The following is a 22967-nucleotide window of genomic DNA, read 5'->3' as shown; positions in this document are numbered from 1 at the left end:
GTAGTCTCCCCTTCTTTATTGAAACCCGAATTATTTTTCAGCAGAAGAAACGGCATTTCGTTTCGCGTTTCCAAATTTCGGGATGTGATGATCTCCAATTGCTACGTGGATAACTTGTGTTTCCGTATAGAATTCAAAGCTATAATGGCCACCTTCACGTCCTACCCCACTATATTTCGATCCTCCAAATGGTATCCGCAAATCCCTAACATTTTGGGAATTCACCCAGACCATACCACTATCAACAGCTTGAGCAAACCTATGTCCACGTTTCATATCATTGGTCCATACATAAGCAGCTAGCCCGTATTTTACATCATTAGCCATTCTCAGCACTTCCTCTTCAGTATTGAAAGGAATGACTGCCATGACTGGTCCAAAAATCTCTTCCTGTGCTACCGTCATATCATTTGTACAGTTCAAGAGGAGCGTCGGGGCAATATAATTCCCTTCCTTGAACGCACTCGGTATGGTACCGCTTACTATTTCCGCCCCTTCATCTTTTGCTATATCCAGATAACGTGAAACATTATTAAAATGGTTACGATGGATCAGCGGTCCGATTTCCGTTTCTGGATCCATTGGGTTTCCAATTTTGATATTATGAACACGATCCTTCAATTCTGCAACGAACTGGTCTATTATTGATTCATGGACAAATAATCTGGAATTGGCTGTGCAGCGCTCCCCATTGAATGAATAGATTCCCCATACCACTGAATCCAGGGCCTTTTCCAGATCGGCATCTTCAAAAATGACCGCGGGTGATTTGCCTCCAAGTTCCATGGAAAAACGTTTCATTGTATCCGCACCATTTTTTATGATTTCAGCGCCAGTCGTCGTTTCTCCGGTAAAGGATATCAATTGGACTTCAGTATGGGCAACCAAGGACGCCCCTGCTGTCTCCCCAAAACCGTGAACGATATTGAATACGCCTTTTGGCAGACCAGCTTGATTAACGATTTCTGCCAATTTATTGGCTGTCAATGGCGACCATTCCGCCGGTTTAAGTACACATGTATTACCTGTAGCCAGGGCCGGGGCGATCTTCCAGGTTTCTAGCATGAAGGGCGCATTCCAGGGAGTGATTAATCCTGCCACTCCTATCGGTTTATGAATCGTATAATTGATGAAAGTGTCATCCACTTGATAAGACTCTCCTATTAGCCTGCTTTTCACCATTTCAGAATAAAAACGGAAATTCTCCGCTCCCCTTGCCGCCTGTTTTTTTGTCTGGCTAATCGGCAACCCTGTATCAATGGATTCCAAAAAGGAAATTTCTTCTGCATTCTCTTCAATTAAATCAGCAATCCTATTAATATACTTCAATCTTTCTTCCACTTTCATCGTTCTCCATGGACCGTTATCGAATGCAGCTCTTGCGGCAGCTACCGCTTGATCAATATCCTCTTTAAACCCTTCTGCCACCTTATTGATTGCTTGATTATTAAAAGGGCTTAGATTTTCAAATGTTTTTCCTGAGGTACCATCAACAAATTGACCATTGATGTAATGCTTGACATCTTGCACGGGAAAAGTTTGCATGATACATTCTCCTTTAAAAATTAATTCGGGAAGATGACGATAATCGTTAGGATTTGTGCAATCTTCCCAATCTAGCAATTATGACTGGATTATTGGATCAATCAACCCGTATGATTGAAGAGTTTCACGCAGTTCTTTTTCCAATGGTTCCGAAGGTGGCCCCATAGGCGGCCTTAATGCAGGATTGATTTTCCCCATCATTCCCATCGCAGCTTTTAATGGTCCTGGATTGGTTTCTTTAAACAAAACATCATTCAATGGCATTAATTTGTAATGGAGGTCAAGTGCCTTTTCCACATCACCCTCCACCCAATGGTTATAAATTTCCGCCACTTCTTTAGGAGTGATGTTAGCTGTAGCACTTATATGTCCTGCCCCTCCTATAGCCAACATTGGATAGCATAATAATTCGATGCCCGAATATAAGAGGAAATCCCTTCCACAATTCAATAAGACACGGTTCACATGTTCAAAATCCTTATTTGATTCCTTCACACCTATGATATTTTCACAATCTTCAGAAAGACGCGCCAATGTCTTCACTTCTAAATTCGTCGCCGTTCTTCCAGGAATGTTATAAACGATAAGCGGGATATCAACTGAATCGGCTACCGTCTTAAAATGATTGTAAAGTGCCTGTTGATTCGGTTTATTGTAATAAGGAACGATGACTAATGCAGCATCCGCTCCCATTTCCTGTGCCCTTTTTGTTAAATGCAACGTTTCTTTTTGATTGGCTGATCCAGTACCTGGTGCAACGGGAACACGGGCTTTTGCTGCTTTAATTGCCGTTTCCATCACTAATTCCCGTTCCTTAATCGTTAGTGAACTCGGTTCGCCGGTAGTCCCGCATACAGAGACCCCGTGGGAACCGCTTTCAATATGCCAGTTTACTAAATTTTCAATTGCCTTTACATCCACCTCCATCTTGTCATCAAACGGAGTGATAACGGGAGCGATGGATCCTCTTAAACGGCTTTTGATTTCCTCGTACATTATTTCTACCACCCTTTCGTTATTTGAATATTCGGAATAATACAGACAAAAAAATCGGCTTTGATTTTATGAATAATCGATAGACTATTAAAAAACAAAGCCTGGGTCATCAAAGTGCCTGATCTTGATTAGTTTCTGCCCTCTGCTTGAATGTGCTGATGGCATTCAGTTTATGCTTTCTCACCAATGATTCAATTTCTTCAAAAGATGCTTTTTCCTTTAAAAGCTTTATGATGCTTTCATGTTCACGAATCGATTGGGCTGCGCGTTGCGGTACCATGGTGAACATCGACTTTCTGACTCTATTCATTCTTTGTTGCGCTTGTTTAATTTCTTCCTTTAAAAAGGAATTTCCACACTTTTCATAAATTTCTGCATGGAAACATTCGTTTAACTTACCAAACAGCTCTAATTCAAAGTTATGAAGGGCTTTTTCCATTTCTTTGTTTAAATTAATTAGATTTTCAAAATCATGATCATTCATCGTTAAAGAACTGAGGGCAGCTGCATATCCTTCAAGCAAAGATAAAACTGAAAGAGTCTCAATGTATTCGCTTTCATTAATACTTGTAACCACTGCTCCACTATAAGGCTTATATTGAATAAGGCCGTCAGATTCCAGTTGTCTGATCGCTTCCCTGACAGGAATCGGACTTAAACTTAGTTCTTTTGCCGTTTGATCGATAATGATCCGCTGTCCAGAGCCATATGTTCCATCCAAAATTAATTTACGAAGGTGCTCATAAGCTATTTGCTTTTTGCTAGGGTTTTTGTTTTTATCTTCCATATTTTCATCATATATGAAATCATATATGATTGCAATCAGTTTTCATTAAAAATCATATATGATTTTCATTTTTCCTTTACAAGCTTGTTTTGCCATATATAATGATCTGTTCCTATGAATAGTCTGAATGTAACAAAAAAATCAAGTAGTGCATCTTTTCCTTTGGAGTGAGATAGGCTGCATATCCTGCCTTCTTCCCGAACATACCATATCGAAATATAATCCAACTAAAAAACCTGCAGATCCTGATGTAGCCAGGTAGTCTGCAGGTTATTAAAAAATTATGCCATTTTGGATTTAACGAATGAATGAATTCTTTCAACGGCTGCTTCCAGCAGTTCCAGTGAAGTCGCATAAGAGAGTCTGATGTTATCAGGTGCACCAAACCCTGAACCTGGAATAACAGCCACTTGAGCTTCTTCCAGCAACGCAGTCGTAAAATCTTCGACATTGCTGTACCCTGTTAATTCAACTGCACGTTTAACGTTCGGGAATAAATAAAATGCTCCTTGTGGTTTAATGCAGCTAAAGCCTGGAATTTCAACCAACTTATCATATATCTTATTCAGACGGCCTTCAAATGCCTGACGCATTTCTTCAACAGGCTCCTGAGTACCTTCATAAGCGGCAATCGCACCGTATTGAGCAGTTGTGGTAGGGTTGGATGTGCTATGGCTGGCAAGGTTCGTCATTGCTTTAATAATGGACTCTTCACCGACTGCATAACCAATTCTCCATCCAGTCATCGAATGCGATTTAGAAACACCATTGATGATGATCGTTTGCTTTTTCAATTCAGGTGAAATCTCTGCAATGGAAGTATGTTTAGCATTTCCATATACCAATTTTTCGTAAATTTCGTCGGAAACGATCAAGATATCATGAGCCAGGCAAACTTCCCCGATAGCAGCCAATTCTTCCCTGGAATAAAGCATGCCCGTTGGATTGCTTGGCGAGTTGATGATAACCGCTTTCGTTTTTTCGGTAATGGCTTGTTCTAATTGTTCTTTAGTGATTTTATATTGATTTTCTTCCGTACCGACAACATAAACTGGCTTTCCGTCAGCAAGCTTGATTTGCTCAGGATAGCTCACCCAATATGGTATCGGAACAATAACTTCATCTTCTTCATCCAGGATAGCTTGAAACAATGTATATAGCGCGTGCTTTGCACCTGAGCCAACTAAAATTTCAGAGGTTTTGTATTCCAGGCCTTGATCACGCTTCAATTTAGCTGCAATAGCTTCTTTTAGCTTCGGCAGACCAGCGGATGGCGTGTATTTAGTTTGGCCTTCATTCATGGATAGAAGTGCTGCATCTATGATATGTTTGGGCGTATTATAGTCTGGTTCACCAGCACCCAAACCAATTATATCTAAACCTTGGGCCTTAAGTTCCTTTGCTTTTGCCGTGATGGCCAATGTTGTTGATGGCGTTAATGACTGAACGCGGTTCGCTAATTTCATTTTAAATTAATCCTCCATTCTAAATGCTTCGATAATACTTTAGCCATTCCCCAGTCTTAAAATCATAATAGTCGTAGTTAAAACGCTCGGATTCATCAAGATACGTTACTTCCCAAAGCGGAACGTTCTTTTCCATGCCTAGCTTAACCGATATGATTTTTTGGGGATTAAGCTTTTCTTTGACAATGTTTAAGATCTCTTTTTTTGATTTACCATCTTTATAGTTTTCCACTACTATTTCTTTCTTCTTGTCCTCAGGAAGCCAGACTATTTTTTTAGTCCCTTTTTCTCCCTTACCAATGATGACGGAGTAGGAATCCTGCCCATTATAAAGGTAGAACTCTTCCATGGTCACAAGGCCGCCCTCTTCCTTTGCCTTATTAAAAGCCTCTTTACCAGCCTCTTTTTTAGGCTGTAACGCTTTAATATATGCCCCGCTGACAAATCCGATAAAACAAAGGACTAGGATGGAAGCAATAATCAACCATTTTTTCAAAGCTGCTTTTCCTTCTTTCTATGTACGATAGATTGTAAATATCGCTTTTTCTTGATCTTGGGAATCCAATGCCAGACCGAACATTAAGTCATCTTTTTTCAATGTTCGGTTCAAAGAATCCACAATTTTATACAGATCAGGAGAATGTTGCAACCTGACTGTTGAAATTACTTCGATTTTACTTTCCATAAAACGCCCCTCCATTTTAATAAATTGTCAACAACCACTGGTATGAATAGGATTCGAAGGCTTTACTACCTATCACATTATACCAGTTCAAAGGCTATTTTTCTTTATTAATTCTTAAAAATTCATTTTGGATTAATGAATAATCTAAAGATTCTTTAAATCCATTCTTCTATCATTTCAGCCATTTCCGTTATTGAGGCTTGGTGCCAGTCCACTTCCGGGATGGCCTTCTGAAATTCAGGTCCATATTTGGCAGTGATGATGCGGCGATCAAGAATAATCAGTACCCCTTTATCTTCTGGAGTGCGTATAAGCCTGCCGAATCCTTGTCGGAACCTTAACAGGGCTTCAGGTAAAGAATACGCAGAGAAAGGATTACGTCCTTGCTTCTCAAGAAGCTGGCATTTTGCAGATGTCACTGGTTCATCCGGCGGCGAAAAAGGCAGCCTGACAATGATTAAACAAGATAAATCCTCGCCTGGGATATCGACGCCTTCCCATAGGCTGGTTGTTCCAAACAGGACGGCTTTCTCGAAGTTTTGGAAATTCCTGAGCAGCCTCATCCGGCTTCCGCCAGAAATCCCTTGCGCAAACAGGGTGAACTCATCCAGTACGCCACTGTCTTTGATGGTATGATAGGTTGCACGCAGCATTTCATGCGAGGTGAATAATACCATCATCCTCCCCTTCGCTGCCTGGGTGGCTGCAATAATATGGTTTGCCGCGGTTTCGGAAAATTCCTCCACCGATAAGCAATTGATATCTGGTAGATCATTGGGAACCAGTACCTTTACGAGTTCCTTATAAGGAAAGGGTGAAGGAAAACTTGCTGTCTGCATTGGCTCATTCTCTAAACCGAGTTGTTCTTTAAAATACTTAAAAGAATCCTTCACCACTAGGGTTGCCGATGTCATGACCACACTTTTTTGGCGCCCGAAATAGGAATCCCATAACCGTTTACTTCCTGCAATCGGCTGAACCGTCAAAGTCACCCCGTGCTGGGGTGCTGCATTCGTATAATCAAGCCAATAAATATTTTCCTCATGTGGCTTGATGAAAAATTCATGCAAGGAGTCCCTGGTATCCTGTAAATGTCCAATCAGCACCTCGATATCATTCAAGTGAAATAATGAATTTTTTCCTAAGGGAGACTCATTATTCAATAAAAGATCCAATCTTTTCTCTAACTCCGTGATGATGTATCCTAATAAATCCACCAATCGCTCAGCGACAAGAATCGCTTTCCCCCATCTTCCATCATCTATTTTGAATGAAAGCCGTTTCGGACTCATGGAACGTGAAAGTTTTTCCGCCTGATTGGAAATGTAATAAAAGAGCTGTTCGAATTCATACGAAAAATCACTAAGCTTTTGATCTAATTCATGTGTAGACTTCCCATCCGTCAGTCCATGATTTAAGAGCATCCTGCCCAATTTATATAATAATTGCTTTTGATCGGATGTCCCTAGCCTGTTCAAAACCGTCTTCACCGAAATGTAATTAAGCCTGTTCCCAAGCTGTTTAGATGCAGCCTGTTCCAGATGGTGTGCTTCATCGAGAATCAAATACCCTTTTTTTGGAATCAAGGCATCTTCTGTAAGCAGATCCGTCATCAAAAATGAATGATTCGTAATGATGATATCCGCCTTGGCGGCTGTTCTTTTTGCCCGTTCAAAAAAATCCAATTCAAGCCAGGGCTGTTTTAAACCGGCGTACGTAAGACCATCACTTTGAAGCCTATTCCAAAATAGCTGACCTCCGCTTGTAAGATTCAATTCATCTTTATCGCCTGTTACGGTTTCAGTAAGCCAAACCAATATCTGCATTTTCGTTAATGCCGTTTCATAATTATCTTCCTTCTCACGCAAAGCCCTTTCGAACTTTGCCAAGCTCAAATAATTACTTCTCCCCTTTAGCAAAACAGCTTGAAAGGTAAAGGGAAGGATTTTCTTAAGCTTAGGAACCTCGTTTTGAAGAAGTTGATCTTGTAGCTGAAGCGTATACGTCGAAACGACGACAGGTTTATGATGTTTTTTTGCAAAATAAACGGCCGGAAGCAGATAACCTATGGATTTTCCAATACCTGTTCCAGCTTCAATGATTGCATCCTGGCTGGTTTCGAAGGAATGGTGAATCATGTTCATCATATCAAGTTGTCCGCTTCTTGCTTCAAAGGCAGGGAATGCACTTTGAAGCATGGCTATTTTCCCCTCATCATCGAGCGGGAATTTCGACTCCTTATCTTTATGATCCCCTTCGTCTTCGGCCTTTTTAAATGCAAGGCCCCTATAAGTAATAAGATCAGGTGAATGGACTTCTGCTTTAGCAAGTTTGCTTGCAATGCAAGCATCTATTAATTCGGAAACCTCACTTTGTAAGGAATAAGATAATCGATATAACTGTTTAAGTGTCATGACTGGAAGATTCATCAGCTTTTTTTTCAATTCCAACAATAATAAAGCGGTGGCATATGCATCACTATCCGCTTGATGTGGCCTGGAATGATCTAGGTTTTCTTCTTTAGCCAGCTGGTGCAGCTTATATCCATCGGATGTTGGTTTTAATATTTTCGCTAACTCAACTGTATCGAGGGTGGAACCATAAAACGGCTCAAACCCGCATCGTACTAGTTCTTCCTGTAAAAAAGATAAATCAAATAAAACATTATGGGCAACAAAACATGCCCCTTCTATAAGCCGAGCAATATTTTCTGCAACATCTTCAAAGTCAGGTGCATTTTTTACCGTCTCGTTGCTTATTCCCGTCAATTCTTCAATAAACAAGGAAATTTCCTGTCCAGGATGGATGAATGTCGAGTATTCATCCACAATTTGGTCATTTTCGATGACCACGCCAGCAAATTGAATTATCCTATCTCCTTTTTTCGGAGAATTCCCTGTTGTTTCCAAATCGACCACTACATATCGTTGCATCATGAATTGTACACCTCAAACTTCGCTTTCTCCACTTCCTGATGGAATTCTCTTATCTTTTTTATACCATAATAATCGTAATAAAGGAAACAAGCCGTTCATCAACAAACTAAAAGGGCCGGCACCTGTATGCACGATTCATGCATATGTGCCGGCCCTCCGTTTACATGATTGTAGCCGCAGGTTCGTTTGAAATCAATTCAATGATTTTGTTGTTTTCATCCATAATCGCGACTTTTGGTTTGTGATCTCCCAGTTTATCCTCTGAAACCATTACATAAGATATGATTATCACGATATCATCCGGCTGCACCATTCTAGCTGCCGCTCCATTCAAACACACGACACCGCTGCCACGTTCCCCCGCAATCACGTACGTTTCAAGTCGTGCACCATTATTATTATTCACGATGGCGACTTTTTCATTAGGCAGAATACCCACCGCATCAATTATGTCTTCATCAATCGTAATACTGCCTACATAATTCAAATTAGCTTCAGTTACCCGTGCACGGTGGATTTTTCCATTCATCATCGTTCGAAACATCTCAATTCCCCCTGATCTTCATGAATTATTCTACATATAAGGTGATATTATCAATTAGTCTTGCATGCTCGAACTTTACAGCCATTGCAATGATGACGTTACCTGTCAGCGATTCAAGTGGTTTAAGTTCCGGATATTGATAGACTTCAATATAGTCGATCGCTCCACTTGTGTGGGCAGCAATATGTTCACTTACTAAGGCCAAGACGGTTGCTGCATTTCTTTCACCTGATTCAACCGCCTTTTTGGCTTTTAATAAACTTTGGTACAGCTCTTTAGCCTCCAAGCGTTCTTGATCTGATAGGTTAACATTTCGCGAACTCTTAGCTAACCCATCTTCTTCGCGAACGGTATCTACAGCAACAAGCTGGATAGGAAAATTAAAGTCTTTGATCAGTCCATCTATCACGGCGACTTGCTGGGCATCCTTCTTACCAAAGTAAGCTCTATCAGGAAGGATGATATTGAAGAATTTCGTTAAGACTGTCGCTACTCCATCAAAGTGCCCAGGCCTTTGCCTCCCGCATAAAACATCCGTCCTGCTTTGGACAACAACTTTCACAGATGGTTCTTCACCGTACATTTCGTGGACTGTTGGATAGAAGAGATAATCCACTCCGCTATTGGCTGCGACATTTTCATCCCGTTCCAAATCCCGCGGATATGTTTCAAAATCCTCATTGGGTCCAAATTGCATCGGATTTACAAAAATGCTCAATACTACAATATCATTTTCTTTGCGCGCCTTTTCCAAAAGGGTTGCATGCCCCTCATGTAAAAAACCCATTGTCGCTACATAGCCAATGCCTTTGTGATTGTTTTTTTCCTCTCTAAGTGCTAATTGCAAATCAGCTGCTGATGTAAAAGTTTTCATCTTTTCCCCCCGTAAAGTTCAGAAAGCTGCTCTTCCTTCATCGTAAAAGTATGTTCTTCCGACGGAAAATCTTTAGATTTCACTTCACTCACAAAGCTTGTAATCGATTGGCCAATCAGTTCATTTGCATCTCCATAAACTTTTACGAATTTCGCTAGCCGGTCTACCCCATACTTGATGACATCATGGTAAACGAGGACTTGACCATCCGTTTCTGCGCCAGCCCCAATTCCAATGGTTGGAATTCCGAGATTCCGTGTGACGAGTTCCCCCACTTGATATGGAACACATTCCAATACTACTGCCATCGCCCCCGCGGCTTCACATTTTTTCGCATCCTCCAAGAGCCGTGCTGCACTTTCGGCATCTTTTCCTTGCACTTTATATCCGCCCAGAACGCCGACTGATTGAGGAGTCAAGCCCAGATGGGCTATAACCGGGATGCCTGCCTTGGTCAATGCTGATATTTTTTCAACGACATCATCCGCTCCCTCAAGTTTCACGGCATCCGCATGACCTTCCTGCATGATTCGTGCTGCATTCTTGAGTGTTTCATCCATAGATAGGTGATAGCTCATAAAGGGCATGTCCGTCACGACAAATGTACCTGCTGCCCCGCGTTTTACCGCCTTTGTATGATGAATCATATCATTCACCGTAACTGGAATCGTTGAGTCATATCCCAATACGACCATTCCTAAAGAATCGCCGACTAAAATCATGTCTACACCTGATTGTTCGGCTAACTTTGCAGACGGGTAATCATAAGCCGTCAGCATGACAATTTTCTCTTGATTTTGTTTCATTTTCAAAAAATCTCCGGACAATTTCATTACGTTTCCTCCTTTTGATGGAGGAGATGAAAACATCAGCGAAAACTGGTGTCTATACATTCATGCGCAAAAAAAAGACTGACTAAAAAAGTATCTGTTTCGCTACGAAAAATGGCTTAAAAATCCAAATATCGATCAATAAACAGACTCATCTTTTTAGTCAATCTTTGTTTCATCAGAAGTTTCATCCCTCCGTCCCCGTCCAGTTCTCTGGATCAAGGCAGATTTTCAAATAATTTGGTATTCATGGGGTGCAGTTCACATGAGATACTGCCCACTTGCATTATATCAAGCCAAATTGAAAATTTCTATTTAATTTTCACGAATTTGACAAAACTCTACTGAATTTCAATATCTGCAGAATATATCGAATGTACGGTTCCTTTTCCGTCTTCAAGAAGTAAAACGCCTGAGTCCGTTATGCCCAATGCTTTTCCGACAATCGTGTCATTAACTGTACTGGCTTTGATAACCTGACCAAGACTGATCGCATAACTCTCCCATAAATCCTTTATTGGCATGAAGCCATGTTCTAAATAGAGTTCGTACAAATTTTCCAGACGAAACAATGCTCGTTGTATGACCTTGGACCTTGAAACCGCCCCTCCACTTTCTATGAGAAGGGAAGAAGCTTTTTCCTGCAGTTCTTCAGGAAAATCCACCAATTGCTGATTGATATTCATTCCAATTCCGATAATGACTGAATGGATTCTATCAGACTCCGCCTGCATCTCCGTCAGGATGCCCACCACTTTCTTGCGATTCACCAAAATATCATTCGGCCACTTTATTTGTGGCTTCAAATCAGTGGTATCCTCTATAGCCTGAGCTACGGCGACCGCGGCCAATAATGTAAGTTGTGGGGCCTCATGAATCGGGATTTTCGGTCTTAGGATGAGACTCATCCAAATGCCGCTGAATTTTGGGGAGTGCCAAGATCTCATTAGCCTTCCTTTTCCGGATAATTGCTCCTCGGCAACGACAAGGGTCCCCTCCTGAACGCCTTCATTTGCTAGTTGATGCGCAATTTTTTGGGTGGATTCTACCGTTTCCTGATAGTGGATCATCTTGCCGATCGTTTTTGTTTCCAAGCCAAGTTGTATTTCGCTCTCGGACACTTTTTCCGGGGCTGATATGATCCGGTAGCCTTTTTTCCTAACGGCTTCTACATTATAACCTTCACTGCGCAGATCTTCTATATGCTTCCAGACGGCTGTACGCGAACAGCCAATGTATTCAGCAATTTCCTGACCGGATATAAACGCACCATCCGCTTTCGAGAGGGCTTCCATCAGCTTTGTTCTTAACTCAGATTGCATTTTGCCAGCCACCTCTTTATTTCTTCTTTATCATTTCTTAATTCTTCATTCAAGACAGCTTCCAATATTCTTTCCAAAGATTCTTTGACCCATGGACCTGGCTTTTCTTGATGCCAATTCAATAAATCCGTCCCCGTAACGGCAAGATCCGACATTTGTTTTATAATAAGTTCATTGTAGCACTGATGTGCATTCTCCCCCGCATCCGATACATTCGCCCCAGTCAGTGCCGCCCTGACTTTAGCTGCTTGTACAGTTACGCCATGACCTGCCTGAAATACATCGATGGCTGATGGTTCTTTCTTCACTAGCTGTATCGTACGTTGAACGTTTCTTATAGTTTTCACTGGCAGTTTCCAAGCCCTCAATGATTTTTCCATTTCCTGATCATTTGTGTGAACCATGATTATGGACCATATTTCTGCCGCTTTTAGCTGATCTAGCGGCAGTTTCAGCAAGTTCATTAAATGATCTTTTTTACTGGAGAATAGAGGCAGGTATTGATATAATCCGCTTTCCAGCAAGAGTGAGAAAGCTCTTATCTTATTAGAGCCAGCCATTAGCTTCTCAAATTCAACCAGGATTCTTTCGACAGCGATTTCACTTATGATATGGGCGTTCTCTTTAAGGGAATCAAAGGTTTCTTGATCCAGTTCAAAATCAAGTTGACTGACGAACCTTAGAGCACGCATCATTCTCAATGCATCTTCATGAAACCTTTCATGCGGGTTGCCAACCGTGATAATCCTTTTTTCTTCCAAATCATGCTTACCATTAAATGGATCGATGATCTTTCCGGTCTTATCCATTGCCATTGCATTCATCGTAAAATCTCTTCTTTGCAAATCCTCAGTCAAAGAACGGACAAATTGCACAGCATCAGGTCTGCGAAAGTCCGAATACCCGCTTTCCGTTCTAAACGTTGTAATTTCATATGTACCCATATCCGTAATGACAAGTACCGTCCCATGGTCGATCCCGATATCGGCCGTATTGGGGAAAATCCCTTTGATTTCCTGGGGTGTTGCGGAAGTAGCGATGTCAACGTCGTTTATGGTCCGTCCAAGGATATAATCCCTTACAGAGCCGCCAACGAAATAAGCCTCGTATCCTGCTACTTCAATCAATTCCAGAATGGGTACTGACTCTAAGAATAACCGATCCATCAGCATCCCCTCCCTATTCCACGGATTTACCTTCAAGTGCTTCAATGTAGATGGCTTCATACTCTGACATTATGGTATCGGAGTGAAAATCAGTATTGGCCCTTTCCAGCGCTGCCTCAGAAAAACGTTTATGTAAAATCGGGTCGCCTAAAAGTCCAATCGCTTTTTCAGCAACCATTTTGACATCTCCCAATTCACAAATATAACCAGTCTTCCCATCAACGATGACTTCAGGAATTCCCCCGATATTCGTCCCGATACAAGGAACTCCACATGCCATCGCCTCGAGCAGCACAAGTCCGAAACTCTCTTTTTCCGATAACAGGAATATCAAATCACTGATTGAATATAATTCGGCGAGGTTATCCTGCTTACCAAGAAACAAGACTAAATCATCGATTCCAAGATCTTTAGCCAATTTCAATACGGTTGTCACTTCCGGGCCATCTCCTACTAGTAAAAGCTTTGCAGGCATCTTCTTTTGCGTTAAATAAAACGCCTGGATGACGTCTTTCACTCGCTTGACCGAACGGAAATTCGAAACATGTATGATCACTTTTTCATCTTCACTGATTCCGTATTCATCCTTAAGGTAACCTGAGTCAGACTTATGGTAATCCCTTTCATCAATAAAATTATAAACGGTTTTGATTTCCTTATCCGGCGCGATTAATTCGTGCGTTTGCTGAACAAGGGAATTAGATACTCCTGTAACGACATCGGATTGCTCAATCCCGAATTTTATCAAATTGGTCAAAGAGGGATCATGGCCTAATACGGTTATATCCGTACCATGCAGTGTGGTTACGATCTTTACTTCATTACCTGACATCTGCTTGGCAAGGATCGCACAAACAGCATGTGGAATTGCATAATGAACGTGAAGGATATCTAATTTCTCCCGTTTTACGACATCTGCTATCTTGCTCGCAAGCGCCAGGTCATATGGCGGATATTGAAAGACTGAATATGAGTTCACTTCAACTTGGTGATAAAAAATATTACAGTACATCTTATTTAAACGAAAAGGGAGGCTTGAAGAAATGAAATGTATTTCATGTCCTTTCTCTGCAAGCATCTTACCTAATTCAGTTGCTACGACACCAGACCCCCCAACTGTAGGGTAACAGGTAATTCCAATTTTTAATTTCATAAGATTATTTTTCTCCTAACAAGTCGGCATCGATCAGTAACGGTTTTTTTGTCATGAATCCCTCCGCATAGGCGACACCCACTTCTTTACCGAACATCCGCTCCCGTGCCTCGACAGTCTCTATATAGCCATTAACTAGGGGTGTTTCTACAGATATTTGACTTTTTTCGAATTGGCTGCCATATGTCCTAAGACTATCCAACTTTTTCGATATTGTAGAAGTGATGTCCACGACGAAGTCCGGTTTGTGAAACCCATTGATCATATAATAGTACATATTTTGGACACGATGAGAATCAAGGCCTTCTTCTTCCAAATACTTTCTTACTCCTGCCGAAAAAACGGCTTCCTCGACTAATTTGGTACAGTTACCATGATCGGGATGGCGATCTTCCAAAAATGGTGCAAATACAAGAGCAGGTTTATATTGGCGAATGACCTTAATGATTTGATTTATGTATTCCGCTTTCATATATAGTCCCCGGTCGGGTAGATCTAGGGAAATCCTCTTCACCCCAAGGATTTCAGCAGCCTTATGCGCTTCCTCCTGCCGCAAGGGAACGGTTCCATTGGATGACATTTCAGCTTTTGTCAAATCACAGATGACAATTTTACTGCCTTGCTGAACATATTTAGCGATCGTGCCTCCCATACCGATTTCAACATCATCCGCATGTGCGCCGAAAGCCAGGATATCTATGTTACTTTTGTTTATCATTTATCTCACCTTGTTTTTGCCGTAATTTAAGCCAGTCCATATACCCATGTTTCAAACCTTGTATCAGCACTTCCGCCGTGCCCATATTTGTCGCCAAGGGAATTTCATATACATCTGATAGGCGTATAAGTGCCGATACATCAGGTTCATGTGGCTGTGATGTCAATGGGTCACGGAAAAATAGGACCATGTCCATTTCTCCGCGTGCAATCATTGCACCTATTTCCTGATCCCCGCCAAGTGGTCCTGAATGAAAACGGTGGACAGGCAGTGATACTTCTTCCATGATTCGTTTCCCGGTCGTACCTGTTGCAAATAATTCATGCTGCTCAAATACAGTTTTATACGCTGTTACAAATTGAATGATATCTTCTTTTTTCTTATCATGAGCAATTAAGGCAATTCTCATCGTAAATCCTCCTGATCCCTATTCGATAATATTTTCTAGGCCATATACAAGAACATCCAATTTCATGACAGTATCGACAGCAAGTTTGACTCCTGACATAAAGGACGCTCGATTAAAGGAATCATGCCGAACCGTCAATAGCTCTCCATCACTTCCGAAAAGCACCTGTTGATGGGCAACCAGTCCCGGAAGCCGTACACTATGGATATGCATGCCATCTACATTTGCCCCTCTTGCCCCCTGGATGGTTTCTTTTTCATTAGGGTGCCCCTGTTGTTTTGTTTCACGTACCGCTGCAATCATGTCTGCCGTTTTGGAAGCAGTGCCAGAAGGAGCATCCAGTTTTTGATCATGGTGCATTTCTATGATTTCCACATCTGGGAAATATTTCGCGGCCATTTGGGAAAACTTCATCATCAAAATGGCTCCAATTGCAAAGTTTGGCGCGATGATGCAACCAATGCCCTTTTCTTTTGTTAATGAATCCAGCTTCGATAAATCTTCCTTAGTAAAACCAGTCGTTCCCACAACTGGGCGGATGCCATGATTAAGTGCCGTTTCGGTATGGAGCATCCCCACTTCTGGTGTGGTCAAATCGATCAATACGTCCGCTTCTATAGATGTAAAGCATTCATTTATATCCGAAAAAACCGGTGCTTCAATACCGTGAAAACCCTCTATTGCTGAGAGGCTTTCCCCGTTATGCTTACGATCTATGACAGCTGCCAATTCAAACCCTTCTGTCCTATGTACAAGCTTCACCGCTTCATTCCCCATTCTGCCACGTGGACCAGCTACAATCACTTTCACTTTACTCATCTTTACCTTCCTCCTCCATTTTCTCTTCTTTTCTTGTCCATCTATCTTTATCTCGGGTTGTAAACTTTTCCATGACCAAATCATGCGAGTTTTGAAGATCTATCCCTAAAGAATTGGCAAAACAAATCAACACAAAAAGCATATCCCCTAATTCCGCTTCAATCGTATTCTCTTCCTCTGTTGCCTTCTTAGGTTTTTCACCATGGTAATGATTGACTTCCCTAGCCAACTCCCCAAGCTCTTCAGACATGCGGGCTAGCATGGCCAGAGGGCTGAAATATCCTTCTTTAAATTGTCCTATGTATTGGTCGACTTCCGTTTGCATTTGCTGGATTGTCTTATGCTTTTCCATATAGTCACCCATTCTTGATTTTCGTTTTCAAACAGCATACCTTCTCCATGTTAGCTAAAAGTGAAACAGATGACAACAGTTACGTTCGTAAATCCAAATTGCCCATAGTTGGTTAATTAGTTATAATAAGTAAATTAATGACAGGTAAACCTTTGGAGGTATGGGACATGCTTTTGGGCTTGAAATTGAAAAATGTTATATTCATCCTTTTCGGGGCTGGAATCTTCGCCTTTGGCCTCGTGCATTTTAACATGCAGAACAACTTGGCCGAAGGAGGATTCACCGGTCTCACCTTGATTATATATCAACTTATCGGGATAAATCCTTCATATTCTAATTTGATTTTGAATATTCCTTTATTTTTTATAGGATGGAAATATTTAGGGCGAACCTCTTTCTTTTATACAATAATCGGAACGGTTGGCCTCTCCGTTTGGCTATGGGTTTTCGAGAGATACCAAATCGAAATCAATCTCGGAAACGACTTGATGCTGGTGGCATTGTTTGCCGGGGTCTTTGTTGGTGTCGGGCTGGGCATAATTTTTCGTTACGGCGGGACAACAGGCGGTGTGGATATCATCGCCCGTTTTGCCCATCGATACTTAGGGATGGGCATGGGACGGACCATGTTCATCTTCGATGCCGTCGTCATTGGCCTTTCAATCCTTACCTACCTGGATTACCGGCAAGCGATGTATACCCTCGTTGCCGTATTTATAGGTGCCAGAGTAATCGACTTTATGCAGGAAGGAGCCTATGCTGCTAGAGGTGCAATGATCATTAGTGATAAAAACAAGGAAATTGCTGAAAAAATAATGAATGATATGGAGCGGGGCGTAACCGTATTAAGGGGATATGGGTCCTTTACACGCAATGACCGGGAAGTACTCTATTGTGTTGTCGGGAAAAATGAGTTAGTCCGATTAAAAAATGCCATAACATCGGTGGACCCTCATGCTTTTGTATCAGTTAGTGAAGTTCATGACGTATTGGGTGAGGGCTTTACCCTTGATGAGAACAAGAATCCCATTGAAAGGTAATCCTTATGAATGTTGCCCTGTCTAACTGAATTTTATTAGCAATGTACAACCAGTACTTTTAAAAATGAAAAAGGACCCCATCCCAAGATGGTGTCCTTTTTCATTTTAATCTTCTTCCCTCATTCCTGTATACATAAGCAGAAGACGAACTAATTCCAGTACGGCTACAAGAGCGGCAGCAACATAAGTCATCGCAGCAGCACTTAATACTTTTTTCGTTTCCCGTTCTTCATCATTCCGGATGACCCCGGCGGAAACGAGTTGATCCATTGCCCGAGAAGAAGCATTGAATTCAACCGGCAGGGTTATCACTTGGAACAATACAGCAGCTGCCATAAATACGATACCCGCCAATAGCAGCCCAGGAAGGGAAGCTAACATCCCGATTAAAATCAATATCCAAGATATGTTAGAGCCAAAGTTAGCTACCGGTACTAATGCATGGCGGAAGCGCAAGAATGCATATGCTTCCTTATCTTGAATCGCATGTCCAACTTCATGGGCCGCAACAGCTACACCGGCAACTGAATGGCCGTGATAGTTATCCGTCGAAAGACGCACCGTTTTATCCCTTGGGTCATAATGGTCCGAAAGCATTCCAGGTGTCTCTTCTACTCTGACATTGAACAGTCCATTTTGATCTAAAATGGCCCGAGCCGTTTCCGCACCACTCATACCAGATGAGGCAGATACCTTTGAATATTTTTTATACGTGCTTTTCACTTTCATTTGTGCATAAATCGGGATTAAGATGATAATCGCCAAATAAATGAAATACATGGTATCCTCCTATAACTATTATTACTCTTAATTCTATGGATTGAAGGCAACCGTGTCAAATATAGTGTTCTCTTCCCCTGTCTTTTTAATCATTATGTTCTTTCCTTGGTTTTTCCCTATCACCTTTATATTTTCTCCAGCCTACATAAGAAAGCGTCATGATAATGATTGAACCTGTCGATATGATGACCCACCAAAGGGAAGGATCTGCATCATCTTCCCCCATATCATCAAAAATGGAGGTTAGTTCGTTTTGCAGCGCATCCAGTTCCTTTTGACTTTCTCCATCACTTATTACCTCCGGACGGTATTGGTTGATGTATTGAATTCTCGTGTCCAATTGTTGCATCGTTTCTTTAGAAAGGTCGACTTTCAAACTGGGATATATCATTTCATATTGTGTTAGGAATAAGTTCAATTGGCTATTGAATGTAATTGCGTCTTGATTGATCGCGGCATCCTTTGTCTGCTGAAATGAATTCATCATTTGATCCTCCATCTCTGTCCAAAGGGGCTGATGGGTAGACTTGACCGCATCAACAACAAGCCGGAATTTTGTTACAGAATTAATCTTTTCGGAATCTCCCTTGTTCATATCCTTTATTGTCATCAACGCCTCATTATGAGCTACAGTGATAATTCGAAGTTCGTCCATGTCAAGGATCTGCTCTTTCGCTGTCTCTTTTAAAAACCGGTCAGAAAAAAACGTCAGCATCTTTTCCGAATCTCCATATCGCTTCAACTTGGTCATTTCCAAGGCACTATCGGAAATGTTATCTAATTGCTCCAAACTTGAAGAGGATTCTGCATAGACAGGGAAATGTAAGACGACAAATGAAACAGCAATGGTTAATATGAATTTTTTTAACATGCTACTCGTCCCTCCTCATATCTCTACTAAAACGATATGAAAGAAAAAACATGAGTAGACCTCGTTCAGCATAAAAAAGTTAACCCTGCTTTTACAAAGCTTATGCAGGGTTAACTTTTTAATGGGTGAAGGATAGGGTGATTCGCTTTTTTCTAAATCCAAAGTACCAGCCGACAAAAATGGAAAGTATGCTGAGCCAAAAAGTGAAATAACCTATCGAATTCATATATACCAATAAATCACGATATATTGGCATCATTTCAAACACATAATCGATTATGTCATTATGTATGGTCCAAATCCCTGCCACTATCAAATGCCAAGGTTTTATTCGATAAAATGGTGCATATAATACCCCTTGAATCGCCATCCCCAAATGAGAAGCCATTAACATATAACCTTCCCATGGCAATGAACCCGTTGTCACCAAGGTCATCAAATTCATTACAACTGCCCATATGCCATATTTGAATAGTGTTATTATCGCCAATGCTTCCAAAAGTCCGAAATTCCTTCTTAATAGGAACCCCAACAAAACAAATACAAAAAACAGGCTAGCTGTCGGGCTGTCCGGTACAAATGCCAAAAAAATCGCCGGAGTGCTTTCCAATTGACTACCATACCAATAATATCCATAGGCAGTTCCGAATATATTTATTAAAAATAACAAAGCGATCATTTGCCGATTTGCAAGCCAACTGTAGATAACATTCATTCTTTTACCCTCACTTACATCCTCATGTATACTCATTTTACAGGCCATCAACTAGAAAACCAAGTATTCATTTCAATTTCTTCTCATTTACACTTCAATTTACCAATAAAAAAGCCGACAACCGTGGTCGTCAGCTTCTTTTGCAATATATGAAAGAAAATCTGTTGATGGCTATATTATTTTGTCGATAAACCCGATACAAATTCAGCTAATGTTGCCAATTCTTCATCTGTACCTTTGAACATGCCAGCTGGCATAGCGCCCTGGCCTTTGACTGCGATTTTAGAGATTTCTTCTGGGCTCAACCCAGTGTCAATTAAGCTTGGTGCCCCTGCACCACCAGTTAACTCTGCTCCGTGACAGCTAATACAGCCACTAGAATCCATCAGTTTATACCCATCGCTCTCTTTATCAATGTCTGCGCCTTCCACGATCGCTCCTTGTTTCTTGGAAGCTTCCCAATCGTGATGGGCTGCAGACTCCCATGTTAAATAGAAAACGCCGGCCATTGCCAATAGCATGAAGCCTACTGCAAAAGGACGTTTTGCTGGGCTCCGCTCTGGACCACGATCTAGAAAAGGTGCCAAAAGCAATGCCCCGAAAGCCAAACCAGGTATTACTAGAGCCCCGATTGCATTATAAGGGCCTGATGCATAGGTGTATTTAAGTAATTGGTAAAGGAATAGGAAATACCAGTCTGGCAGCGGAATATATGCTGTATCTGTCGGATCTGCTATCCTTTCCAATGGTGACGGATGAGCGATTGTCAGGCATAGATACCCTACGAGAAATACAGCTCCTACCATCCATTCTTTTAAAAGGAAATTAGGCCAGAATGCTTCAGTTTTCCCAGGATATTCTGAATAATCTTTCGGAATATTCGGTTTACGGTCCGCGGAGATACGCGAGTCACCTACGAATTTCATACCTTTCCCACGATGCATTGAACAATTCCCCTCCTTTATGAAAAGGTTTTTTTGGTTTTTGGTTCACCATTCTTTTATAGCGGTCCTGAAATACCTTGTTTTCGGATCATCAGGAAATGAGCCGCTAGTAAAGCAAATAATGCTGCAGGTAGGAAGAATACATGAATTGCAAAGAATCGTGTCAATGTCTGTGCTCCAACGATGGTTGGATCTCCTGCAATCAATGTCTTGAGTGCCGGTCCCATTAACGGTACCGATTCGACAATTGTCAAAGTAACTTTCGTTGCGAATAGCGCTTTCATATCCCATGGCAATAAATAGCCAGTCAAGCCTAATGCCAGCATGATGAAGAAAATCAATACGCCGACCATCCAGTTCAATTCACGCGGTTTTTTGTAAGCTCCCTGGAAGAAGACACGAAGAGTATGTAAAAACATCATAACTATAACTAGACTTGCTCCCCAGTGATGCATACCACGGACAATTTGACCGAAGGCAACTTCATTTTGCAAATAATAAACAGATTCCCAAGCGTTTTTAATGTCCGGGACATAGTACATCGTCAAGAACATGCCTGACAAGATTTGGATGACCGTAATAAAGAAAGTTAACCCACCAAAACAATATACGAATGCGGAAAAATGATGTGCGGGGTTAACATGTTCAGGAACCTCATGGTCAGCAATATCCCGCCATAACGGCGTAATATCTAAACGCTCGTCCACCCAGTCATATAACTTTGTTAGCAATGTTTACGCCTCCCCGTGCGGTTTTAGTTGACCCAAATAAAGTATTCCATCTTTTTCTTTCGTGTCATAAACATCCAATGGTGAAACCGGTGGTGTCCCTTTGACATTCATTCCATCTTTCGTATACCTGCCATAATGGCAAGGACAGAAAAATTGGTTCGGATTAGTCTTATCCGTATTCCAACCTACCGTACAGCCTAAATGCTTACAGATTGGAGATAAAGCAACGATATTACCATCATCCGTTTTGTAAACCCAAGCTGTATTTGTTTCCTCAGACTCATACCACCCATCAACCTGTTTAAAACTAAAGTCGACACGGGTTGGTTCGGTAGACAGTTCACTTACCTTCTGTTTAGTTGCAACGTAATCCCCGCCTTTATCTGCTGATAATACGGGATCAATTGCAAACCTAACCATAGGCATCAACATACCGGCCGCCATGAATCCACCAACGCCAGTAAGTGTGTAATTAAGGAATTGACGTCGTGAAACATTATGCTTGCTCATGCGTTTTCCCCCCCTCTATTACTATACTGAGAGCCCAAAGGACCAATTAATAGCGACACTATAAAACTAGGACATTTCCATGATATCTCAATAATTTACCAAGGTCAATATTTGTAAAACCCAAAAGGTGGCAACTATGTGTCAAATAATGCGAAAAATCCTACTTTTTTTCATTTTTCCAATTATAAGAGAAAATATCAAGGATTTGGAGAACCTGCTGGTTAATCATTTCCCTTGCCTGTTCAATTTCAAGCCCCTCCAAGGGGATGGCTGGAATCCATACTAAATTATTTTCCAATTCCTGCTCTTCCTTTTTCCACTCAAAATCCGATGTAAGAAAAAAAACATGCTCGAAATCATTTTCTTTCATTTCATTGGCCCAATGCTTTAAGCGCTCAACCTTATCCATTTCACCATTCAAATAATGAAATGTCGGCAATAAAAGAATTCTTCCTTTCATCTGCTTTTCAATTTCCAGACTTAAAATGGTAAGAAATTCATTCATTGAGCCCGTTTGCTTCATTTGCCCTTTAAAAGATAGGGGAACCAAAGGAATCAAAACGGTATCCACATACTCTTTTGACTGCATATACATGTCAAGATCTTTTGCTGTCCACTTCATGTGTTTTCTTCACTCCCGATTTTTCAAATCAACTCCTTATCATTTTACCATTATTTTTATAACATCTTTACCATATACCCTTAGTCTTTACAAAAATGTGGATTTTATCAATGTTTTATAAAAAATAAAAACTTTTCCTGATTACGGAAAGG

25 protein-coding genes are annotated in these 22967 nt (G+C 41.2%); 1 reads left to right on the top strand and 24 read right to left on the bottom strand.

What is annotated here, in order from left to right:
* Positions 1 to 30: 30 nt before the first annotated feature.
* From hpaE to IOC57_RS20255, 17 genes are all read right to left on the bottom strand, one after another.
* Complete coding sequence (gene hpaE, locus IOC57_RS20335) at positions 31 to 1545, bottom strand: 5-carboxymethyl-2-hydroxymuconate semialdehyde dehydrogenase (RefSeq protein ID WP_207440402.1); 1515 nt, start codon at positions 1543 to 1545, stop codon at positions 31 to 33.
* A 78-nt stretch (positions 1546 to 1623) separates the two neighbouring features.
* On the bottom strand, positions 1624 to 2541 hold the full coding sequence (gene hpaI, locus IOC57_RS20330) for a 2,4-dihydroxyhept-2-ene-1,7-dioic acid aldolase (protein WP_207440401.1): 918 nt from the start codon (positions 2539 to 2541) through the stop codon (positions 1624 to 1626).
* Positions 2542 to 2650: 109 nt separating this feature from the next.
* On the bottom strand, positions 2651 to 3328 hold the full coding sequence (locus IOC57_RS20325) for a GntR family transcriptional regulator (RefSeq protein ID WP_207440400.1): 678 nt from the start codon (positions 3326 to 3328) through the stop codon (positions 2651 to 2653).
* Between the two features lie 281 nt (positions 3329 to 3609).
* A complete protein-coding gene (locus IOC57_RS20320; protein WP_207440399.1) occupies positions 3610 to 4794 on the bottom strand; it encodes a pyridoxal phosphate-dependent aminotransferase in 1185 nt (394 codons plus the stop codon).
* A gap of 19 nt (positions 4795 to 4813) precedes the next feature.
* Positions 4814 to 5290 carry a cell wall elongation regulator TseB-like domain-containing protein gene (locus IOC57_RS20315; RefSeq protein ID WP_207440398.1) on the bottom strand — a complete coding sequence of 159 codons (477 nt, stop codon included), beginning with the start codon at positions 5288 to 5290 and terminating at the stop codon, positions 4814 to 4816.
* A gap of 18 nt (positions 5291 to 5308) precedes the next feature.
* Positions 5309 to 5479 carry a YpmA family protein gene (locus IOC57_RS20310; protein WP_065310840.1) on the bottom strand — a complete coding sequence of 57 codons (171 nt, stop codon included), beginning with the start codon at positions 5477 to 5479 and terminating at the stop codon, positions 5309 to 5311.
* A 155-nt stretch (positions 5480 to 5634) separates the two neighbouring features.
* On the bottom strand, positions 5635 to 8415 hold the full coding sequence (gene dinG / locus IOC57_RS20305; RefSeq protein WP_207440397.1) for an ATP-dependent DNA helicase DinG: 2781 nt from the start codon (positions 8413 to 8415) through the stop codon (positions 5635 to 5637).
* Between the two features lie 160 nt (positions 8416 to 8575).
* The gene (panD, locus tag IOC57_RS20300; RefSeq protein ID WP_207440396.1) at positions 8576 to 8959 is read right to left on the bottom strand and encodes an aspartate 1-decarboxylase; all 384 of its coding nucleotides are present in this window, start codon (positions 8957 to 8959) and stop codon (positions 8576 to 8578) included.
* A 25-nt stretch (positions 8960 to 8984) separates the two neighbouring features.
* Positions 8985 to 9833: a pantoate--beta-alanine ligase gene (gene panC / locus IOC57_RS20295; protein WP_207440395.1), complete on the bottom strand. Its 849-nt coding sequence runs from the start codon at positions 9831 to 9833 to the stop codon at positions 8985 to 8987.
* A complete protein-coding gene (gene panB / locus IOC57_RS20290; protein ID WP_207440394.1) occupies positions 9830 to 10666 on the bottom strand; it encodes a 3-methyl-2-oxobutanoate hydroxymethyltransferase in 837 nt (278 codons plus the stop codon). Before panB ends, panC begins: the two co-directional genes overlap by 4 nt.
* A gap of 338 nt (positions 10667 to 11004) precedes the next feature.
* Positions 11005 to 11985, bottom strand: a complete 981-nt coding sequence (locus IOC57_RS20285; protein WP_207440393.1) for a biotin--[acetyl-CoA-carboxylase] ligase — start codon at positions 11983 to 11985, stop codon at positions 11005 to 11007.
* Positions 11970 to 13151: a CCA tRNA nucleotidyltransferase gene (locus tag IOC57_RS20280; RefSeq protein WP_207440392.1), complete on the bottom strand. Its 1182-nt coding sequence runs from the start codon at positions 13149 to 13151 to the stop codon at positions 11970 to 11972. The genes IOC57_RS20285 and IOC57_RS20280 overlap by 16 nt, the downstream gene beginning before the upstream one ends.
* A gap of 13 nt (positions 13152 to 13164) precedes the next feature.
* Complete coding sequence (gene bshA / locus IOC57_RS20275) at positions 13165 to 14304, bottom strand: N-acetyl-alpha-D-glucosaminyl L-malate synthase BshA (RefSeq protein WP_207440391.1); 1140 nt, start codon at positions 14302 to 14304, stop codon at positions 13165 to 13167.
* 4 nt (positions 14305 to 14308) lie between these two features.
* Positions 14309 to 15022, bottom strand: coding sequence for a bacillithiol biosynthesis deacetylase BshB1 (gene bshB1, locus IOC57_RS20270; protein WP_207440390.1), 714 nt, complete (start codon positions 15020 to 15022; stop codon positions 14309 to 14311).
* Positions 15006 to 15431: a methylglyoxal synthase gene (locus IOC57_RS20265; RefSeq protein ID WP_063233231.1), complete on the bottom strand. Its 426-nt coding sequence runs from the start codon at positions 15429 to 15431 to the stop codon at positions 15006 to 15008. The genes bshB1 and IOC57_RS20265 overlap by 17 nt, the downstream gene beginning before the upstream one ends.
* Before the next feature lie 18 nt (positions 15432 to 15449).
* Entirely contained in the window at positions 15450 to 16250 is an 801-nt protein-coding gene (dapB, locus tag IOC57_RS20260) for a 4-hydroxy-tetrahydrodipicolinate reductase (RefSeq protein WP_207440389.1), read from the bottom strand.
* Complete coding sequence (locus tag IOC57_RS20255; RefSeq protein WP_207440388.1) at positions 16243 to 16602, bottom strand: nucleotide pyrophosphohydrolase; 360 nt, start codon at positions 16600 to 16602, stop codon at positions 16243 to 16245. Before IOC57_RS20255 ends, dapB begins: the two co-directional genes overlap by 8 nt.
* 167 nt (positions 16603 to 16769) lie before the next feature.
* Between IOC57_RS20255 and IOC57_RS20250 the strand changes: the two genes are divergently transcribed.
* Positions 16770 to 17642, top strand: coding sequence for a YitT family protein (locus IOC57_RS20250; RefSeq protein WP_207440387.1), 873 nt, complete (start codon positions 16770 to 16772; stop codon positions 17640 to 17642).
* Positions 17643 to 17747: 105 nt separating this feature from the next.
* On the opposite strand, the gene IOC57_RS20245 is transcribed toward IOC57_RS20250, so the two are convergent.
* The 7 genes from IOC57_RS20245 to IOC57_RS20215 form a co-directional block, all read right to left on the bottom strand.
* A complete protein-coding gene (locus IOC57_RS20245; RefSeq protein WP_207440386.1) occupies positions 17748 to 18422 on the bottom strand; it encodes a zinc metallopeptidase in 675 nt (224 codons plus the stop codon).
* Between the two features lie 85 nt (positions 18423 to 18507).
* Positions 18508 to 19293: a sporulation protein YpjB gene (gene ypjB, locus IOC57_RS20240; protein ID WP_207440385.1), complete on the bottom strand. Its 786-nt coding sequence runs from the start codon at positions 19291 to 19293 to the stop codon at positions 18508 to 18510.
* A gap of 118 nt (positions 19294 to 19411) precedes the next feature.
* A complete protein-coding gene (gene lhaT, locus IOC57_RS20235) occupies positions 19412 to 20008 on the bottom strand; it encodes a lipoprotein heptaprenylglyceryl N-acetyltransferase LhaT (RefSeq protein ID WP_207440384.1) in 597 nt (198 codons plus the stop codon).
* A 176-nt stretch (positions 20009 to 20184) separates the two neighbouring features.
* Positions 20185 to 20952, bottom strand: a complete 768-nt coding sequence (locus IOC57_RS20230) for a menaquinol-cytochrome c reductase cytochrome b/c subunit (RefSeq protein ID WP_207440383.1) — start codon at positions 20950 to 20952, stop codon at positions 20185 to 20187.
* A gap of 56 nt (positions 20953 to 21008) precedes the next feature.
* Positions 21009 to 21683 (bottom strand): menaquinol-cytochrome c reductase cytochrome b subunit, encoded by a 675-nt coding sequence (gene qcrB, locus IOC57_RS20225; protein WP_034307974.1) that lies wholly within the window; start codon positions 21681 to 21683, stop codon positions 21009 to 21011.
* A 3-nt stretch (positions 21684 to 21686) separates the two neighbouring features.
* Entirely contained in the window at positions 21687 to 22193 is a 507-nt protein-coding gene (locus IOC57_RS20220) for a Rieske (2Fe-2S) protein (protein ID WP_207440382.1), read from the bottom strand.
* 160 nt (positions 22194 to 22353) lie between these two features.
* Positions 22354 to 22815 (bottom strand): YpiF family protein, encoded by a 462-nt coding sequence (locus IOC57_RS20215; protein WP_207440381.1) that lies wholly within the window; start codon positions 22813 to 22815, stop codon positions 22354 to 22356.
* Positions 22816 to 22967 lie beyond the last annotated feature (152 nt).

Origin of the sequence: Bacillus sp. SD075 (assembly GCF_017355165.1) — a bacterium.
Lineage (GTDB): Bacteria > Bacillota > Bacilli > Bacillales > DSM-1321 > Peribacillus.
The sequence above is the reverse complement of the archived record's forward strand: the minus strand, read 5'-3'. Positions and strand labels throughout refer to the sequence as shown.

Coding starts and splice junctions, on each gene's coding strand:
- hpaE (WP_207440402.1), bottom strand. CDS start 1,545: ATGCAAACTTTTCCCGTGCAAGATGTCAAGCATTACATCAATGGTCAA.
- hpaI (WP_207440401.1), bottom strand. CDS start 2,541: ATGTACGAGGAAATCAAAAGCCGTTTAAGAGGATCCATCGCTCCCGTT.
- IOC57_RS20325 (WP_207440400.1), bottom strand. CDS start 3,328: ATGGAAGATAAAAACAAAAACCCTAGCAAAAAGCAAATAGCTTATGAG.
- IOC57_RS20320 (WP_207440399.1), bottom strand. CDS start 4,794: ATGAAATTAGCGAACCGCGTTCAGTCATTAACGCCATCAACAACATTG.
- IOC57_RS20310 (WP_065310840.1), bottom strand. CDS start 5,479: ATGGAAAGTAAAATCGAAGTAATTTCAACAGTCAGGTTGCAACATTCT.
- dinG (WP_207440397.1), bottom strand. CDS start 8,415: ATGATGCAACGATATGTAGTGGTCGATTTGGAAACAACAGGGAATTCT.
- panD (WP_207440396.1), bottom strand. CDS start 8,959: ATGTTTCGAACGATGATGAATGGAAAAATCCACCGTGCACGGGTAACT.
- panC (WP_207440395.1), bottom strand. CDS start 9,833: ATGAAAACTTTTACATCAGCAGCTGATTTGCAATTAGCACTTAGAGAG.
- panB (WP_207440394.1), bottom strand. CDS start 10,666: ATGAAATTGTCCGGAGATTTTTTGAAAATGAAACAAAATCAAGAGAAA.
- IOC57_RS20285 (WP_207440393.1), bottom strand. CDS start 11,985: ATGCAATCTGAGTTAAGAACAAAGCTGATGGAAGCCCTCTCGAAAGCG.
- IOC57_RS20280 (WP_207440392.1), bottom strand. CDS start 13,151: ATGGATCGGTTATTCTTAGAGTCAGTACCCATTCTGGAATTGATTGAA.
- bshA (WP_207440391.1), bottom strand. CDS start 14,304: ATGAAATTAAAAATTGGAATTACCTGTTACCCTACAGTTGGGGGGTCT.
- bshB1 (WP_207440390.1), bottom strand. CDS start 15,022: ATGATAAACAAAAGTAACATAGATATCCTGGCTTTCGGCGCACATGCG.
- IOC57_RS20265 (WP_063233231.1), bottom strand. CDS start 15,431: ATGAGAATTGCCTTAATTGCTCATGATAAGAAAAAAGAAGATATCATT.
- dapB (WP_207440389.1), bottom strand. CDS start 16,250: ATGAGTAAAGTGAAAGTGATTGTAGCTGGTCCACGTGGCAGAATGGGG.
- IOC57_RS20255 (WP_207440388.1), bottom strand. CDS start 16,602: ATGGAAAAGCATAAGACAATCCAGCAAATGCAAACGGAAGTCGACCAA.
- IOC57_RS20250 (WP_207440387.1), top strand. CDS start 16,770: ATGCTTTTGGGCTTGAAATTGAAAAATGTTATATTCATCCTTTTCGGG.
- IOC57_RS20245 (WP_207440386.1), bottom strand. CDS start 18,422: ATGTATTTCATTTATTTGGCGATTATCATCTTAATCCCGATTTATGCA.
- ypjB (WP_207440385.1), bottom strand. CDS start 19,293: ATGTTAAAAAAATTCATATTAACCATTGCTGTTTCATTTGTCGTCTTA.
- lhaT (WP_207440384.1), bottom strand. CDS start 20,008: ATGAATGTTATCTACAGTTGGCTTGCAAATCGGCAAATGATCGCTTTG.
- IOC57_RS20230 (WP_207440383.1), bottom strand. CDS start 20,952: ATGCATCGTGGGAAAGGTATGAAATTCGTAGGTGACTCGCGTATCTCC.
- IOC57_RS20220 (WP_207440382.1), bottom strand. CDS start 22,193: ATGAGCAAGCATAATGTTTCACGACGTCAATTCCTTAATTACACACTT.
- IOC57_RS20215 (WP_207440381.1), bottom strand. CDS start 22,815: ATGAAGTGGACAGCAAAAGATCTTGACATGTATATGCAGTCAAAAGAG.